This is a genomic window from bacterium, assembly GCA_019637795.1.
Lineage (GTDB): Bacteria > Desulfobacterota > Binatia > HRBIN30 > CADEER01 > JAHBUY01.
Genome location: JAHBUY010000002.1, coordinates 794,079 through 810,454 on the forward strand (window position 1 = coordinate 794,079; position 16,376 = coordinate 810,454).

General features: G+C 71.7%; 11 protein-coding genes. 6 read left to right on the forward strand and 5 right to left on the reverse strand.

Annotation, left to right across the window (positions count from 1 at the left end):
* Positions 1-9: 9 nt before the first annotated feature.
* From KF840_08730 to kdsB, 3 genes are all read right to left on the reverse strand, one after another.
* Entirely contained in the window at positions 10-1,083 is a 1,074-nt protein-coding gene (locus KF840_08730; protein MBX3024979.1) for a hypothetical protein, read from the reverse strand.
* A gap of 87 nt (positions 1,084-1,170) precedes the next feature.
* On the reverse strand, positions 1,171-2,829 hold the full coding sequence (locus KF840_08735) for a CTP synthase (protein ID MBX3024980.1): 1,659 nt from the start codon (positions 2,827-2,829) through the stop codon (positions 1,171-1,173).
* A 7-nt stretch (positions 2,830-2,836) separates the two neighbouring features.
* Positions 2,837-3,577, reverse strand: a complete 741-nt coding sequence (kdsB, locus tag KF840_08740) for a 3-deoxy-manno-octulosonate cytidylyltransferase (protein MBX3024981.1) — start codon at positions 3,575-3,577, stop codon at positions 2,837-2,839.
* A 416-nt stretch (positions 3,578-3,993) separates the two neighbouring features.
* Here kdsB and KF840_08745 point away from each other — a divergent pair, with 416 nt between their 5' ends.
* The 4 genes from KF840_08745 to KF840_08760 are packed head-to-tail and all read left to right on the forward strand — an operon-like array spanning position 3,994 to position 8,677.
* Entirely contained in the window at positions 3,994-5,106 is a 1,113-nt protein-coding gene (locus KF840_08745; protein MBX3024982.1) for an FAD-dependent monooxygenase, read from the forward strand.
* The gene (locus KF840_08750) at positions 5,103-6,896 is read left to right on the forward strand and encodes a M20/M25/M40 family metallo-hydrolase (GenBank protein ID MBX3024983.1); all 1,794 of its coding nucleotides are present in this window, start codon (positions 5,103-5,105) and stop codon (positions 6,894-6,896) included. Before KF840_08745 ends, KF840_08750 begins: the two co-directional genes overlap by 4 nt.
* Positions 6,897-6,930: 34 nt before the next feature.
* On the forward strand, positions 6,931-7,539 hold the full coding sequence (locus tag KF840_08755; protein MBX3024984.1) for a hypothetical protein: 609 nt from the start codon (positions 6,931-6,933) through the stop codon (positions 7,537-7,539).
* Positions 7,540-7,552: 13 nt separating this feature from the next.
* On the forward strand, positions 7,553-8,677 hold the full coding sequence (locus tag KF840_08760) for a hypothetical protein (protein MBX3024985.1): 1,125 nt from the start codon (positions 7,553-7,555) through the stop codon (positions 8,675-8,677).
* Here KF840_08760 and KF840_08765 read toward each other — a convergent pair.
* A complete protein-coding gene (locus tag KF840_08765) occupies positions 8,643-12,308 on the reverse strand; it encodes an AAA family ATPase (protein MBX3024986.1) in 3,666 nt (1,221 codons plus the stop codon). The two genes, KF840_08760 and KF840_08765, sit on opposite strands and share 35 nt — an antisense overlap.
* A gap of 179 nt (positions 12,309-12,487) precedes the next feature.
* On the opposite strand from KF840_08765, the gene KF840_08770 reads away from it, so the two are divergent.
* Positions 12,488-14,023: a sigma-54-dependent Fis family transcriptional regulator gene (locus KF840_08770; protein MBX3024987.1), complete on the forward strand. Its 1,536-nt coding sequence runs from the start codon at positions 12,488-12,490 to the stop codon at positions 14,021-14,023.
* A gap of 156 nt (positions 14,024-14,179) precedes the next feature.
* Here the strand turns inward: KF840_08770 and KF840_08775 are convergent, their stop codons facing one another.
* Entirely contained in the window at positions 14,180-15,028 is an 849-nt protein-coding gene (locus KF840_08775; protein ID MBX3024988.1) for a hypothetical protein, read from the reverse strand.
* 33 nt (positions 15,029-15,061) lie between these two features.
* On the opposite strand from KF840_08775, the gene KF840_08780 reads away from it, so the two are divergent.
* Positions 15,062-16,330, forward strand: coding sequence for a DUF2254 domain-containing protein (locus tag KF840_08780; GenBank protein MBX3024989.1), 1,269 nt, complete (start codon positions 15,062-15,064; stop codon positions 16,328-16,330).
* The last annotated feature ends 46 nt before the right edge of the window (positions 16,331-16,376 follow it).

A 16,376-nucleotide genomic window follows, 5' to 3' on the forward strand; every position in this document is an offset into this window, starting at 1 on the left:
GGCGACCCGTCAGCCGCGCCAGCCGGCGCGCAGGCCCCACAGGGCGAGGCCGCCGCTGCCGACGCTGACGAGCGCATAGACGCCGATCGCCAGCCAGAAGGTCGCCGGCTCCTGGGCGCGGGAGACCGGGCGCTGCTGCGTCACGCGCGGCGCCGGCAACCACGTCGCGCCGCGCTCGACGCCGCGTCGCACCATCCAGCCCGCCCCGGCGCTGAGGGCGAGGAGCAGGGCGACCGCCAGAAGGAGCGCCGTCCGCTGCCGCGCGGCGTCGTGATGCGGCCGCGGGGCCGCGCCGGCCGTCGCCGCCGGCCCGCCATCGCCGTACTCGTACTCGGGCGGTCCGAGCTCGCTCTTGATGCGCGCGATGATCGCATCGCGGCGGCCCCGCGCCCAGGCTGGGTAGCGCTGCCAGCGCTCGGGGGAGGCGAAGTAGACGACGTGGTGGGCGCGGCCGGTCAGCATCTCGCCGTCGATGTCGATCCGCCGCCAGACGCCCCAGTGGCGCTCCTCGTAGTACAGGCCGTCGCGGCCGCGATGGCCGACGCGCCAGCCGCGCGGCGGGCGGGCGGGCGCGTTGCCCGGCGCCGGCGCCGTCGGTGCGGCGGTGGCGCGCGGCCGGCGTCCGACCCCGAGCTCGGCGCGCACCGCGCGCGAGCCGAGCGCCGCCAGGACGAACGCGCAGACCACGATGATCGGCAGACTGTGGTGGTTGGGTTCCGACGCCAGCACGGTCGTCTCGACCCCGGCGGGCGAGCGGTGGGTCGTCGTCGCGTCGCGCGCCGTCAGCAGCTCGTACGCGTTCGCCAGCATCAGCGCGACCAGCAGCGCGACGACGCCGTACCACGCCCAGGTCCGCCGCCCGAGCAATCCGATGCCGGCCGCGAGCGCCGCCGGCGGCGCCACCACGACGGCGAGGAAGCCGAGCACGTCCGTCGAGGCCGTGCCGTAGCTGCCGGCCAGGATCATCAGGAGCGAGATGACGCTGATCGGAACGAGCAGCGCGCTCGCCCCGATGATGGTCCACGCCAGCCCGCTGACGAACGCGGAACGCGGCGGCGGCGGGTCGGACGGCCCCGGGATCACGCGCGCCGTGCGCTCACGGCCGGGAGCGCGGATGCGTCAACCGCCTCGCGCGGTGGTCATCGGCGGCCATCCGCTCGATCGCCGGGATCAGTGCGCGGCGCGCACCGCGCTCAGGAGCGGCGCCTTGTGGGCCGCGGCGGCGTGCTGTTGGGCGGCGCGGATGAAGCCCTTGAAGAGCGGGTGGCAGTCGAACGGGCGCGACTTGAACTCGGGGTGGAACTGGCAGCCGATGAACCACGGGTGGTCGGCGAGCTCGACGATCTCCACCAGCGAGTCGTCCGGCGATACGCCGCTCAGCACCAGGCCGGCGCGCGTCAGTTGCTCCCGGTAGGCGTTGTTGAACTCGTAGCGGTGCCGGTGGCGCTCGTTGATCTTGCGCTTGCCGTAGAGGCGCGCCGCCAGCGAGTGCTCGGACAGCGCGCACGGGTACGAGCCCAGCCGCATGGTGCCGCCCTTGCGGGTGACCGTGTGCTGGCTCTGCATCAGGTGGATGACCGGGTGCGGGGAACGCTCGTCGACCTCGCTCGAGTTCGCGTCGCTCAGGCCGCAGACGTTGCGCGCGTACTCGATCACGGCCATCTGCATGCCGAAGCAGATGCCGAAGAACGGCACCTTCTCCTCGCGCGCGAAGCGCACCGCGGCGATCTTGCCCTCGGTGCCGCGCGGCCCGAAGCCCATCGGCACCAGCACGCCGTCGGCGGTGGTGAGGTGCTCCGGCAGGCCCTCGCTGACGATCTTCTCCGAATCGACGAAATCGAGCGCCACCTTGCACTCGTTGGCGAAGCCGCCGTGCGCCAGGGCCTCGTTGAGGCTCTTGTAGGAGTCGGCGAGGTCGACGTACTTGCCGACCACCGCGATGCGCACCACCTCGCGCGCCGTCTTCGCGGTGTGGACCACCTTCTGCCACTTCGCGAGCTGCGGGGCGCCGGTCCACATGTTGAGCATCTCGACCAGGCGCTCGTCGATGCCTTCCTCGTGCAGGGCGAGCGGCACCTCGTAGATGCAGTCGACGTCGCGGGCGGTGATGACGGCGCGCTCGTCGACGTTGCAGAAGTGCGCGATCTTCGCCTTGATCTTCGCCTCCAGCGGGCGATCGGTGCGGCACACCAGGATGTCGGGCTGGATGCCGAGCCCGGTGAGCTCCTTGACGCTGTGCTGGGTCGGCTTGGTCTTCACCTCGCCGGCGGCCGAGATGTACGGCACCAGGGTGAGGTGGACGTAGAGCACGTTCTCGCGGCCGCGGTCCCAGCGGAACTGGCGGATGGCTTCGAGGAACGGCAGGCTCTCGATGTCGCCCACCGTGCCGCCGACCTCGCCGATCAGCACGTCGCAGCCCTCGGCGGCGGCGAGGATGCGGCCCTTGATCTCGTCGGTGATGTGCGGGATCACCTGCACCGTGCCGCCGAGGTAGTCGCCGCGCCGTTCGCGGCTGATCACCGCGTCGTACACCTGGCCGGTGGTGAAGTTGTTCTTCTGGCTCATCCGCACCGACAGGAAGCGCTCGTAGTGGCCGAGATCGAGATCGGTCTCGGCGCCGTCGTCGGTGACGAACACCTCGCCGTGCTGGAACGGGCTCATCGTGCCCGGGTCGACGTTGATGTACGGGTCCATCTTGAGGATGGACACCTTCAGGCCGCGGCTCTCGAGCAGGGCGCCGATCGAGGCCGAGGCCAGCCCCTTGCCGAGCGACGAGACGACGCCGCCGGTGACGAAGATGAACTTGGTGCGCTTCACGTCGTTCGACATCCCACCCTCACCTCAACGCTGCGAGTCGGGCGCGCGCTCGCTCGAGATCGCGCGGCGTGTCGACCTCGATCGAGGCCGCCTCGACTTCCGTCACCTTGATGCGAAATCCCCATTCCAGCGCCCGCAACTGCTCCAACTGCTCGGCCTGCTCCAGCGGCGTCGGCGCCAACTGGGCGAAGCGGAGCAGGAAATCGCGCCGGTAGACGTAGAGGCCGATGTGCTTGTGGCCGAGCGGGCCGCTCGCCGCGCCGTCGCGACGATGCGGCAGGGGGCTGCGCGAGAAGTAGAGCGCGTAGCCGTCGCGGTCGGTCACCACCTTGACGACGTTCGGATCGCCGAGGTCCTCGCGGCTGGTGATCGGCGTGCTGACCGTCGCCATCGGCAGGCCGCGGTCGGCGAGCATCGGCGCCAGCGCCGCGGCGACCAGGGCCGGATCGAGCAGCGGCAGGTCGCCTTGGACGTTGACGATCACCTCGGCGTCGAGCGTGCGCGCCACCTCGGCGATGCGATCGGTGCCGGTGCGATGCTCGCGCCCGGTCATCACCACGTCGCCGTCGAACGCCCGCACCGCATCGCGGATGCGCGCGTCGTCCGTCGCCACCAGCACGCGCTCGACGCCGCTCGCCTGCGCCGCGCGCTGGTAGACGCGCTGGATCATCGGCTGGCCGTCGATGTCGGCGAGGGGCTTTCCGGGGAGACGAGTGGACTCGTAGCGTGCGGGAATGATTGCGACGACGCGAGCACCCATGTGAGTCACGCGTGATCCAGAACGAATCACGCGGCGCGGACCATACCAGCAATCAGGGGCAAGTCAAAGTTGGCGGACCGAGGCGACGCGAGTCCAGGCAAGCGGGGGGCGACGCCGCGGAACGGACGCGCGGTGCCGCGCCGCGACCTGCCTCTCGTGCCACGCGCATCGCGAGCGGGGATGAGACGACAACGGCAGCGGGCGGCTGTACGCCCGCGCGGACACGCTGTGCGGTATTCCGCTCACGCGCGGCGTTGGCGACTCGGAGATGAGCCCGCGCGGCCGCGGAGTCGCACGGCGCCGCGCCGGCATGCGCGTTGCTCGACGGCGCGTGGATGGGTTTGACAGCCAGGTTTCGATGTGGCGACAGAGCACCGCGCGACACGCGGCATCGCCTTCGCGCACTGCCGGGTTCCATGTCTACTGACCACGCCGACCAGGGGGATCGAACGGATTTCGACGTCGTCATCGTCGGTGGAGGACCGGCTGGCTCGGCCGCGGCGATCCAGCTCGCCACCCTCGGTTTCGCCGAGCGCGTGCTGCTGCTCGATCGAGCCGTATTCCCGCGCCACAAGCTGTGCGGGGGAGGCGTGGTGCGCGAGGCTGATCGGCTGTTGGGCGTGCTCGGCGTTCGCGCCGACGTACCCTCGGTCTCCATCGACACGGTGCGCTTCGAGTACCCGGGCGGGTGCGCCGTGCGGCACAGCCCGCGCATGTTTCGCGTCGTCCGCCGCGAGGAGCTCGACCACGCGCTGCTCGCCGCCGCGGCGGCGCGCGGCGTCGCGATTCGCCAAGGCGTGCGGGTGACGCAGGTCCAGCGCGCCCCCGGCGGCATCGCCGTCGCCACGGAGCATGACGTCCAGACCTGCCGGGTGCTGATCGGCGCCGACGGCGCCAACAGCCTGGTGCGCAGGTCGCTGGTCGGCGGCCGGCAGCCACGCTTCGTCGCCCTCGAAGTTCTCACGCCGATGCCCGCGTCGTCCGCGACCGCGACAGGCCAGCCGGGGATGGCCGTCTTCGATTTTCGCCCGGCTGCCCGCGGCCTCCGCGGCTACCGCTGGGACTTTCCGTCCGTGCGCGCCGGCGAGCCGCTGATGAACCGGGGCCTGGGTGGCGCGCGCTGGGACCGCGCCAGCTCGCTGCGCGATCTGTTCGCCGGCGAGCTCGACCGCCAGGGCGTCGGCTTCGATCCCGACGCGATCGAGGGCGCCACCGCGCCGCTCTACGATCCCGCCGTCGCCCAGAGCGCCCCGCACGTCCTGCTCGCCGGCGATGCCGTCGGCATCGACCCCTGGTTCGGCGAGGGCATCTCGGCCGCCATCGGCACCGGCATCCTCGCCGCCCACGCCGCCGCCGACGCTTTCGCGCGCGACGACTTCAGCTTCCCCAACCACCGCCGCCGCATCCGCGACAGCGCCGTCGGCTGGATGCTGCGCCGCAACCGCGCCACGGCGCGCGCCTTCTATCGCGCCGCGCCCCACGCCGGCGGCCTCGCCCCGTGGCTCGGCAGCGGGGAGCATGCGGCATGAGCGACGAGAAACCACTGGTTCTGTTCGACGTCCTCGGGACGCTCGGCTGCATCAGTCGCTGCCCACGCGGTGGGGCGCCGAGACTGAACCTCTTCCCGGGGATGCGGGAGTCGCTCGCGCGGTTGGCGACGCGCGCTCGCCTCGAGGCGCTGCCGGTCGCGAACGAGGCCACAACGGACGAGGTCGACGTCCTGCTGCGTGGCGCCGGATTGAACGAGCTGATGACGCCGTGCCCCGCTCAGCTTCCGCTCGCCTCGGACACGCACTTCGAGGTCGTCGCGAGGGAAGCCAAGGTCTATGTCAGCGCGAGTCCCCAGCGGCGCGCCGAAGCAGCGAAGGCCGGTCTGGTCGTGGCGCCACATCCCGATCTCGCGGCGAGCGTTCTCGACGGAGACGTCCTCGTGTACGCGAAGATCAGCAGTGACGCGGCGCTCCCGGATCTCCTCGCCCTGCAACTTCCCCTGCTGCCATTGCACGCTGACCGGAACGAGCGTGCATCACTGCTGTTTGGGGTCGGGCCCTATGAACCGCTGAGCCGATGTGACGGCGTGACCATGCTCGAGGGAACCAGTGTCGACACCGACGCGCTGTACTTTCTCGCGCACGCGGACGCCGAGGGTCGCGACGCGGAATTCGATTGGGCGAAACAGCGCGCCCACTTCTTCGAGCGAACGCGGCGCGGTGCCGTCTTCGCGGTGCGCTCCCCCGGTCTTCTGGCGGAGGACTTGCCGGCGCCGTCGTGCCACACGCTGCTCATGGAGCTCCAACCGCGTCTTGCCGAGAGATGCGCGCGGCCGTTTCGAGCCTGGCGAGGGGGGACGGCCCTGAGTCCGAGGGAGCGCACGCACCTGGAGACGTTGGACGAAGTCCTCCTGCGCCGGTGTCTCACGCCCTGGTGGCACGAGCTGGGCGCCTTGCCCGACGAGACGGATGGCGTCCAGAGCCGGCACGTTCTGCACGCTGACAATCCGCGGGTCGTTTCAGCACTGGCGACCCTTTTGCGGCGCACGTGTGGTGCCAGCAATGTGTGGTGCGAGAGTGCTCGCGATCTCGGGCGCGTGTTCGAGAACGTGGTCGCGGAGCTGCCCGCCGCGGCCGATTCGCCGTTCAAGGACGAGGTGGTCGTGCTGAGCGCCCATCTCGATTCGATCGCCAACAACAGCGACTGCGGACGCGATCGGGCCCCAGGGGTCGACGACGACGCGAGCGGCATCGCGGGGGTGCTGGCCGCGGCCGAGGTGCTCGGCGCGATGCCCGGTCGCCGACTCCGCACGATTCGATTCGTGCTGTTCAACGCGGAAGAGCTCTACATGCGGGGCAGCACCGCCTACGCTCGCTGTCACGCCGCCGATCCCGCGCAGATCGTGGCCGTCATTCAGCTCGACATGATCGGCGGCCGCATCGACGACTGCCCGAGCGAGTGTGTCGAGATCCACTCGCTGCCCGGTGACGGCGGCGGCGGATTGGGCGACGAGACCGTGCGCATCGCGGATCTCGTCGAACAGGCGTTCGCGGAGTTGCTGGGCGCGCGGCTTCGGACGCGGCGCTGTCCGACGCCCGAAACCAGGAACGAGCAGACCACCGATCAGACGGACACCATCTCGTTCCTCGCCGAGTGCATCCCGGCGTGCTGGGTCTGCGAGGACATGCACGACGGCTGTACGTCGAAGATCCGCAACCGCGCCATGCACACCACCAGGGACCTACACGTCAATTGCGCCTACGCCGCGGACATCGCTCGCGCTGCGGCGGGTGCGGTGTGGCTGCGCGCGAATGCGCCACAACCATGAGGAGGACGATGTGCCGTATCGGAACGGAAACTTCATGAAGTTCATCGCGGATTTTCTCTTGGACGAGAAATTCCGTTTCGCGGTGCTCTATCAGGAGGAAACCGCGATGGGGGATCGTGAGCTGTCGACTCCTCAGCGGTTGGCGATCCGCCGGTTGAGCGCCGACGATATCGTCAAGTGCCTCCAAGAGGAACTGAAGGGTTTCGAGACCGCGTGGAGGACGCCGCTGGAGACGCTGCAGCGGGAGGTACACCTCGATCCCGCCCCCAAATGTGAGGGCGCGGTGGCGGCGGCCGGCGCGACGGTGGAGTCAGCGGCGGCCTACACCCAGGACCAGACGTTCTTTCTCGATCCTCCGCTGACCGTGGCCCCGAATCAGGAGATCACCCTGAAGGGACTCAACTTCGGGCCCGAGGCCTGGATCTGTTTCGCGCTCTGTCCGGGCGAACACGAGGCCGACAAGCAGGTCGTCAAGGCGAAGGAGGTGAGCGTCGACGCCGACCTCTATCAACACGTGCGGGTTGCGGTGCCGGCGTTGCCGTCTGGAACGACATGGATGCTGTACGGAGGCTACCGCGACCATGCGACGCTGCAGGAATTCGTGGACGAGACGCATAAGCGGGGCAAAGTCACGATCGCGTGATCGTCACCTAGAGATGGCGCCAGGACAGCAACCTCCCGCCGACGGGCGCTTCCTCTGCGGCATCCACGAGCTGCTGGCACATGCGGCGCCGTACGTGCCGGATGGGTTGATCGATCCGGCGGCGTGGCGCCGGTTGGCCACGCTGCCGGGGCAGTTCCCGTCAGCGGGGGTGGTGGGGGCGTTCGAGTGTCGACTCGAGGCGGGCGCCTCGCAGATCGATTTCGAGGTGTGCATCACGCGCGACAGCGGCGGCCAGGAGGCGCTGGCCGCCGCCCTGCCGGAGCTCGCGAAGAGGATTGGCGACGACGACCCGCGTTGGGTGCGGACGGTGGAGTTCCTTCGCGACTGGGCCGATCCGCACTCCACGGTGGCGCAAGCCGCGCCCATCATCTGGCTGGAGCTCGATCTCGACGCGGCGAGGGACCGCGCGCCGGGGCCGTTCGCCATCGCGACGCTCGATCCGGCGCGTGCCTTCGACGATGATCCCGAGACCGAGTCGGAGCGGGCGCGGGCGATCCAGGACGTCGTCGCCGCGTTGCACGGCGGCCCCCTCACCCCGGGCACGCAGCGCGCGTTCGATGACTGCTTGGCCGCGCTGCCTCCGGCCGGGCGGCTGATGCACGTGGCGGTGCGCCCGGGCGACGGCGATTCGGCGGTGCGCATCATCCTGCAGATGCCATGGCCGAAGATGGTCGAGTACCTCGAGCGTGTCGGCTGGCCGGGCGACCGGGCGGAGTTGGCGGCGTGGCTGGAGGGCACCTGCCGCGGCACGCGCTTGCACTCGCTCAACCTCGATCTCACCGATCGCGTCGGACCGCGAATCGGCGTCGAGTACCACCATGGAACAGCGACGCCGGAATGGGCGTTCCTGCTCGACGCGCTCGAAGAGCGCGGCGCCTGCGCGCCGGAGCGGCGGGCGCAACTCGCCGCCTGGCCCTCGGCCGGCGCGGCGTCGGATGCCCTGGTCCGCGTCGAACGCGAGCTGCTGATCAAGGCGGTGTTCGCGCCGGAAGCGCCGTTGCGGGCGAAGGCCTATCTCGCCTTCACCCCGCGCCTGAACGTGGCCGCATTGTTCGCGGCCCGAGATGCTGCCGCGCCGGCGCTCACCGGCTCGTCCAGCGTCCGGGCGCGTACATAGCCGCCCAGCGCTCGGGGACGCGGATGCCGCGCGCGGCGATCGCGTCGCGCGCGGCGGACCGCAGCGCCCCGCCATTTGCGCCCCGCAGCTCGGCCCGGCGGTAGCGCGCCACGGCCGCGTGCAGGGCCATGTCGTGCCGTTCGGCCGCGGCGATGACTTCCGCGAGGCGGGCAGTGGCCTCCTGGGCATCGCCTCGGGTCGCCGCCACGCCCGCCTCCAGCATGGCGGCATGGACGGTGGCGTCGCCGCGCCCCTCGCGCCGCAGGCCGCGCGCATCGGCCGCCGCGGCGCGGAGGAGCGCGTCGTCACCGCCGCACTGGGCGACGGCGAGCGCCAGGCGACCGCGCAGGCTCAGCGCATCGACGCGCGCCAGCGACACGCGCAACAGGTGGGCGCGCCGCGCCGCCGGCCAGGCTGCGAGCAGGCGCGCGTGGGCCTGGCGCGGATCGCCGTCGTAGAGATCGCACATCGCTTCCTGGCGAATGGCGTACAGGTGCTGCAGGTGGAATCCCTTGTCCGACCACGCCTCCCAGGTGCGGCGCGGGAACAGGCGGGCGCCGGCGACGTCATCGCGGGCCAACAGCGCGGTCGACATGTGCTGCGACCCCATCGCCTCGGCGAGGCGGTCGCGCAGCACCGCGCCGGATTGCAGCAGCTCGGCCGACCGCTGCTCGACCGCGGTGAGGTCGCCGATCTCCTCGACCGAGCGCAGCGGGATGCCGCGGCCGATGTTGCATTCGAACGCGACGCCGCGACAGGCCTCGACGAGCACGCGCACGCCGGCGTCGGAGCGCTCGATCGATTCCTTCCAGCGGCCCTGCAGCATCGCGACCTGGCCGAGCGACACGTCGATGATGCCGCGCAGCAGCGCGGAGCCGGTCTCGCATTCGAGCGCCTGGGCCTGCGCGACCATGCGTTGGCCGAGGCGCGCCAGGGCGCTGCCGCCGACGACGAGCAGCGAGCCGCCAACCAGCGACAACGCGCAGCCCAAACGGACGCGGTCGTTGGCCCGCCGCGCGTGGCGGAGCGCGGCGAGCGAGAAGTAGACGCCGCGCGGCGGGTCGATGTCGACGAAGCCCTTGCCCGCCGAGTAACACGCCTCGGCGCGCAGCGCGTCCGGTTCGTTCGCGCGGTCCGGTTGTTCCGCGAAGCCCCCCAGCGCGAAGCGCGCGACGTGCCATGCCGCGCCCAGCATTGCCCCGGTCTGACTGCGCGGATAGCGCAGCCCGAGCTCGCGCAGCACCGCCGAGAGGACGTGGACGCCGTCATCGATGCGTCCCGCCGCGAGGAGGTGCTCGGCGGCGCGGCGCCGTAGATTGATTCCGTCGCGCGGGGCGGCGTGATCCGCCGCCGCCAGGAGCACCTGGGCGCCGTCGAAGAAGCGCGCCGCGTTGGCCAACGCATCGCCCTCGCGTGTCAGCAGCACGCGCGTCCAGTTGGCATCGCGCGTGTCCCACTCGCGCGCCTGCCGGTAGAGCTCGGCGGCGCGCACGAAGGCGAGGGCGTCGGCGGCCTTGTCGGCGGCCGCGACGGCATAGTCCGCCGCCTTCGCCATGGCGCCGGCGCCGCGGAAGTGCTGTGCCAGGACCTCGGGCTCGGCGCGCCCGGAGGCCTCGAAGGCGCGGGCGAGATCATGGTGGCATTGCGCTCGCGCCTCGGCGTCGAGCTCGGCGACCACGGATTCGCGGATGCGATCGTGGTACGCCTCGAGCCCGGGCCGCTCGCCGAGCGTCGTGCCGCGCAACAGCGATTCCGTTTCCAGGCGCGCGACCAGCGGCCGGCCGGGCTCGCCCTGCCGCGCGGCGTCCAGGACGACGCTGCGATCGATCGGGCCACCGGCGACCGCGACGAGCTCGACGATGCGGCGTTGCGCGGCCGGCAGGCGATCGAGGCGGGCGCGGATGACGTCCCGCAGGTCGACGGCCGGCAGCTCCGCCGACTCGTCGGCATCCGCGAAATGCCAGGCGAGCGCCGAGAGCAGGAATGGCGAGCCGCCCGATTGCGCCGTGAGGCGCGACAGCATCGCAGCCGAACGCGAGGCGGCGGGACACAAGTGGCTCGCCAGCTCCTGCGCCGCGCTGTCGCGCAGCGGGCCGACCTCGATCTGCTGCACCCGCGGGCTCGCCGGATCCCCCGCAAGCTGCTCGAGGACGCGCAGCAGCGGGATGCCGTCGCGCTCCTCGCTGCGGTAGGTGAGCACCAGCATCACGGGCGGCGGGTCCGGCGGTCGCAGCAGCTCGCCGATCAGCGCCGCGCTGTCGACGTCTCCCCACTGCAGATCGTCGATCCACACCACCAACGGGCGGGTGGCGGCGATGTTGACGAGCAGGGCGCGAAAGGCGGCAAAGGCGCGCCGGCGCAGCTCGAGCGCATCGAGTTGTTCGCGGCGCCGCGCCGCTGTCGCCCAGGCGGGAGCACGGGACAGGACCGGGAACACGCGCACCAAGGCATCGCCGTAGCGCGGCAGCAACGCGGCCGCCTCCTGGTCCGGCAGCGCCACCAGGTAACGGCTCAACGCATCGATGATGGGATCGAGCGCCTTGTAGGGCACCGATTCCTGCGGATGGCAGCGGCCGCGCAGCACCAGCGTCGTCCCACCGACTTCGAGATCGGCGGTGAATCGATGCACGAGCGCGGTCTTGCCGATGCCGGATGTGCCGTGCACGCTGGCGACCGCCGCACCCCCGGCGACGGCCCTGTCGAACAGCGCCGCCAGCGTCGCGAGCTCCTGGTCGCGGCCGACCAGCTCGCGCGGTCGGCTCGGCGGAGCGTCCGGCGCCGCGTGCGTCGGGCGCGGCATGTCCGCGAGCACCTGATCGAGCGGCGGCCGCCGGCTCGGCTCGCGCTGCAGGAGGGCGCCGATCAGCGCCTCGACCGACTCGGGAACCTCGGGGGCGAGGTGGCGCGCCGGCACGGCGGCGGTCGCGGTCTTCTGCATGGCGATCTCGGCTGACGAACCGACGAACGGCAGGCGGCCGGTCACCGCTTCGAAGAAGACCACGCCGGTCGAGTAGAGGTCGGAGGCGCGGCCGACCTGCACCGACGACAGTTGCTCGGGCGCGATGTAGGCGAACGTGCCCGCCACGGCGCTGGCCAGGGCCATGCGCCCATCGTCGTCGGCCAGCGCGGTGGCGAGATCGAAGTCGAGCAGGACGACGCGCCCGTCCGGCGTGACGCGGATGTTCGACGGCTTCACGTCGCGGTGCAGGCGTCCCGCTGCGTGAACGGCCGCCAGTCCGCGCAGCAGTTGCGGCGCCGCCGCGTGGAAGCGCGTCAGCCATCCCGCCGCCGGCGCTCCATCGGTCGTGCCGCGCACGTGCTCGACGAAGTCCACGCCATCGACGAACTCCATGGTGAAGAAGCAGGTGTCATCGGTGACGAACAGGTCGTGCAACTGCACCAGATTGGCGTGGACGATCCCGGCGAGGGCGCGGAACTCGCCCTTGAGGCGAAAGATCTGCTCCGCCTCCAGATCGCGCAACGTCTTGAGCGCGACGACGGCGCCCGATTCGCTGTCGTGCGCCCGGTAGACCGTGCCCATGCTGCCCTCGCCGACCAGCTCGAGCGGCTGGAAGCGCCCCTTCGGGCCGAAGGCCCGAGGCAGCGACGCGCGATCCGGAGCACGCGTCATGGCGTCGTCCGCGGTCGGACGCGCCGAGGACGCGGCACCCCGATTGCGACCGGACGCCGCTCGCGTGTTCTGCCCGCCGCCGGAGACATCGACGCTACGGCTAGAGCATCCGCCACCCCGATGGCAACGGAAGCGATCTGCGTTCACATCCTCGGCCCGATGCTCTAGGACGGACCGCGATGCATCGCGACGAGGAGGACCCGGCGGCGGCGCGCCTGCTCGCGGAGCACGCGCTCTACCGGCGCCTGCTCGAGCTCGGACTGCGCGAGGACCTCGAATCGTTCCTCGCCGAGGCTCTGGCGCTGCTCGTCGAGGCCGGCGCCGCCCAGCGCGGCTACGTGGAACTGTTCGATGACGACGAGGCGGACGAGCAGCCGCGCTGGTCCACCGCGCACGGCTTCTCTCGCGAGGAGATGGCCGACGTGCACGCCCTCATCTCCTCCGGGATCATCGCCGCCACCCTGGCGAGCGGAGAGACGGTGATCACGGCCTCCGCGCTCGGCGACCCCCGCTTTCGCGACCGGCCGAGCGTGCAGCGGGGGCGGATCGAGGCCGTGCTGTGCGCGCCGATCGGCCGCGAGCTGCCGTGCGGCGCCATGTATCTGCAGGGGCGCCACCAGTCCGGTCCATTCACGGAACACGACCAGTCGCGGGTCGAGCTCTGCGCTCGGCACCTGGCGCCGGTCGCGCGTCGCCTGCTCCATCAACGGCGCGACGGCTCGCGCGACGATCCGACGGCGACGCCCCGCAAGCGGCTGCGGGCCGATGGCGTGGTCGGGCGCAGTGCGGCCCTCGCCGCCGTGCTCGAGCAGGTCGCCCTCGTTGCCCCGCTCGACGTGTCGGTGTTGCTGACCGGGCCGTCGGGAACCGGCAAGACGCAACTGGCGCGCGTGCTGCACGACAGTGGACCACGTGCCGGCCGCCCATTCGTCGAGCTGAATTGCGCGGCGTTGCCGGACATGCTGCTGGAGAGCGAGCTGTTCGGCGCCGCCGCCGGCGCGCATTCGACCGCGACGCGCCGCATCGAGGGCAAGGTGGCCGCCGCGGAGGGCGGGTCGTTGTTCCTCGACGAGGTGGGCGAGCTGTCGGCGTCGGCGCAGGCCAAGCTGCTCCAGTTGCTGCAGTCCAGGAGCTATTTCCCGCTCGGCGACGCGCAGCCGCGGCATGCCGACGTGCGGATCATCGCCGCGACCAACGGCGATCTGCGCCGCGCCGTCATCGAGCGGCGCTTTCGCGAGGACCTGTTGTACCGCCTGGAAGTGGTGCCGGTGCGGGTGCCGAGCCTGGCCGAGCGCCGCGAGGATCTCGGCGAGCTGGCCGAGGCGTTCTGCGAGCAGGCGTGCAGACGCCATCGCCTGCCACGGCTGACGATTTCGCATAACGCGCTGCGCGCGCTGCGCGCGGCGGAGTGGCCGGGAAACGTGCGGCAGTTGGCGCACGCCGTCGAGGCCGCCGCCATCCGCGCCGCCGGGGCGGCGGCCGAGCGCATCGAGCCGACGCACTGCTTCCCCAACGGCGGGCATGCGCGCGACGGAGGAACCGACCTGACGTTCCAACAGGCGACGCAGCGCTTTCAGGCGGGTCTGCTCGCCGACATGCTCGCCGAGACGGGGTGGAACATCGCCGAGACCGCTCGCCGTCTCGACCTTGCCCGCTCGCACGTCTACAGCCTCATCCGCGCCTTCGGGATCGCGCGAGCGGTGAAACGCTCCTGATGCCACGCCGCTCCCCGCTCGCGGATGCGCGGGCGGCTCGCGCTGGGCGATGGTACCAACGAACGCGCGGCGGGTGGCGCCGACCACGCGCGGCGCTGCGCGCTGGCGTGCCCGGCGACAACGCCGCATGCGCCGTCGCCATCCGTTCCGAGGCCGTCACCCGGGACGCCGGCGAACCCACATGACGTAGGGGACGATGGCGAACACCGACACCGCGAGATAGGCGAGGATGGTGGCTTTCACCGCCGGCGCGGCGTTGTTCGCCGCCGCCACCAGCAGCGCGAGTCCGGCGTTGCGGGCGGCACTGCCGATCGCCACGGCGGTGCGCACCGCCGGATCCGGTCGGCCGAGCCAGTGGCCGACGGCCAGCGCGCCGAGGGTGACGAGCGCGATCGCGGTGACGACGCGGCCGCCGGCGCTGATCGCGATCCCCCACAGATCGATGATCGCCACCACCGCCAGCGCCAGCAGCAACGCGGCGGCGAGTCGGCTGACCGCCGGCTCGATCCGCGCCGTGCAGACCGGCCAGACGCGGCGCACCGCCATGCCGAGGCCGATCGGCAACAGTTGCGCGAAGAACACCTGGCGCGCGACATCCGCCGGCGCGATACTCGCATGGCCAGCGTAGAGCGGATTGAGCAGCGCGATGGACAGCGGCATGGAGATGACGGCCAGCAGCGCGACGCTGATCTGCAGCGTCGGCGCGAAGGCGCGGTGGCCGCCCGCCGCGAGCGATCGACGCAGCGCGATCGGCGCCCCGGGCGAGATCGCCATCACGACGATGCCGATCTCCGCCAGGCGGGGGAGGGCGAGGGCGCGCGCGACGAGCACGGCGAGCGCCGGCACGGCGACGAGGACCGAGATCAGGCCGCGGAGGAGCGGCCCGGGCTGCGACCAGATGCGGCGCAGGTCATCGGCGGCGATGCGCAGGCCGATGCCCGCCATCACCGTGCAGACGGTCACGGCCGCGAGGATGGTGACGACGGATTCCGAAATCGGGCTCACGCATCACCGCCGGGGTGAGAGGGAGAGGGGGACATGATCGAGCGCCTGCGCCGCGGACAACTGCCCAACTGGATCATTCCGGCGGCGTACGCCCTGGCCGCTCTCGTCTCCGGCATCGCGCTCCCGCGCATCGAAACCAGATTCCTGCCGGCGATGGAATCCGGCCTGAGCGGCGCCGCCGTGCTGGCGATGCTCTCGGCCATCGCCTCGGGAATGATCGCGCTCACCGGCATCGTCTTCTCGCTGGCCTTCGTGATGGTGCAGTTCAGTGCCACGGCCTATTCGCCCCGTCTGGTGCTGTGGCTCGCCCGCGACCCGCTGATCTGGCACGCGGTGGGCATCTTCTCCGCCACGTTTCTCTACGCGCTCGCCGCCATCGGATGGGTGGAGCGGGCCGGGACCAGCGGGGCGCCGTTCCTCACCGCCTGGTTCGTCATCGTGCTCCTGCTGGCGAGCGTAGCGATGTTCATCGCCCTCATCGAGCGCATCTCGATGCTGCAGATCCACCGCATGCTCGCCTTCACCGGCGACCACGGCCGGCGGGTGATCGAGGACACCTACCCCCCGCTGCACGCCGCGCCGGCGCTCGCGGGCGACGACGAGCGCCTGGCGCTGCCCGTCGGCCAGACCCTCTTCCACGTCGGTCGGCCACGCGCGCTGCAGATGGTGAACCTGCGGTCGCTGCTCGCCCAGGCCATCGCCGTCGAGGGGACGATCGTCCTCGTCGCGTCGGTCGGCGACACCCTGGTCGAGGGCACCGCGATACTGCACGTCCACGGCGCCCGGCGGCCGATCGACGAGGCGGCGCTGCGTGCCGCCGTCGCGACCGGCGGCGAGCGGACCTTCGAGCAGGATCCGAAGTACGCCATCCGTCTGCTGGTCGACATCGCCATCAAGGCGTTGTCGCCCGCGGTCAACGACCCCACGACGGCGGTCCAGACGCTCGACCACATCGAGGACCTGCTGCGGCGGCTGGGGAGCCGCTGCCTGGAGATCGGCGCCCACCGGGACGCCGCCGGCGTCCTCCGCCTGCTGGTGCCATGCCCGACCTGGGACGACTTCCTGATGCTGGCGTTCGACGAGATCCGCTATTGCGGCGCCACCAGCGTGCAGGTCATGCGCCGCATGCGCGCCCTGGCCGCCGACCTGATCGGCGCCCTGCCCGCCGAGCGACATGCCGCCCTGCGCCATCACCTCGAACGGCTCGACGCCAGCATCGCCCGCTCCTTCGAGGACGCCGAAGAGAAGCTGGAAGCCTCGGTCGCCGACCGCCAGGGCCTGGGCATGCCGCACGCCCACTGAAGGTGGCCCGAACGGCCCGGCGCACCAGCGCCGTGGGTGAGGACGG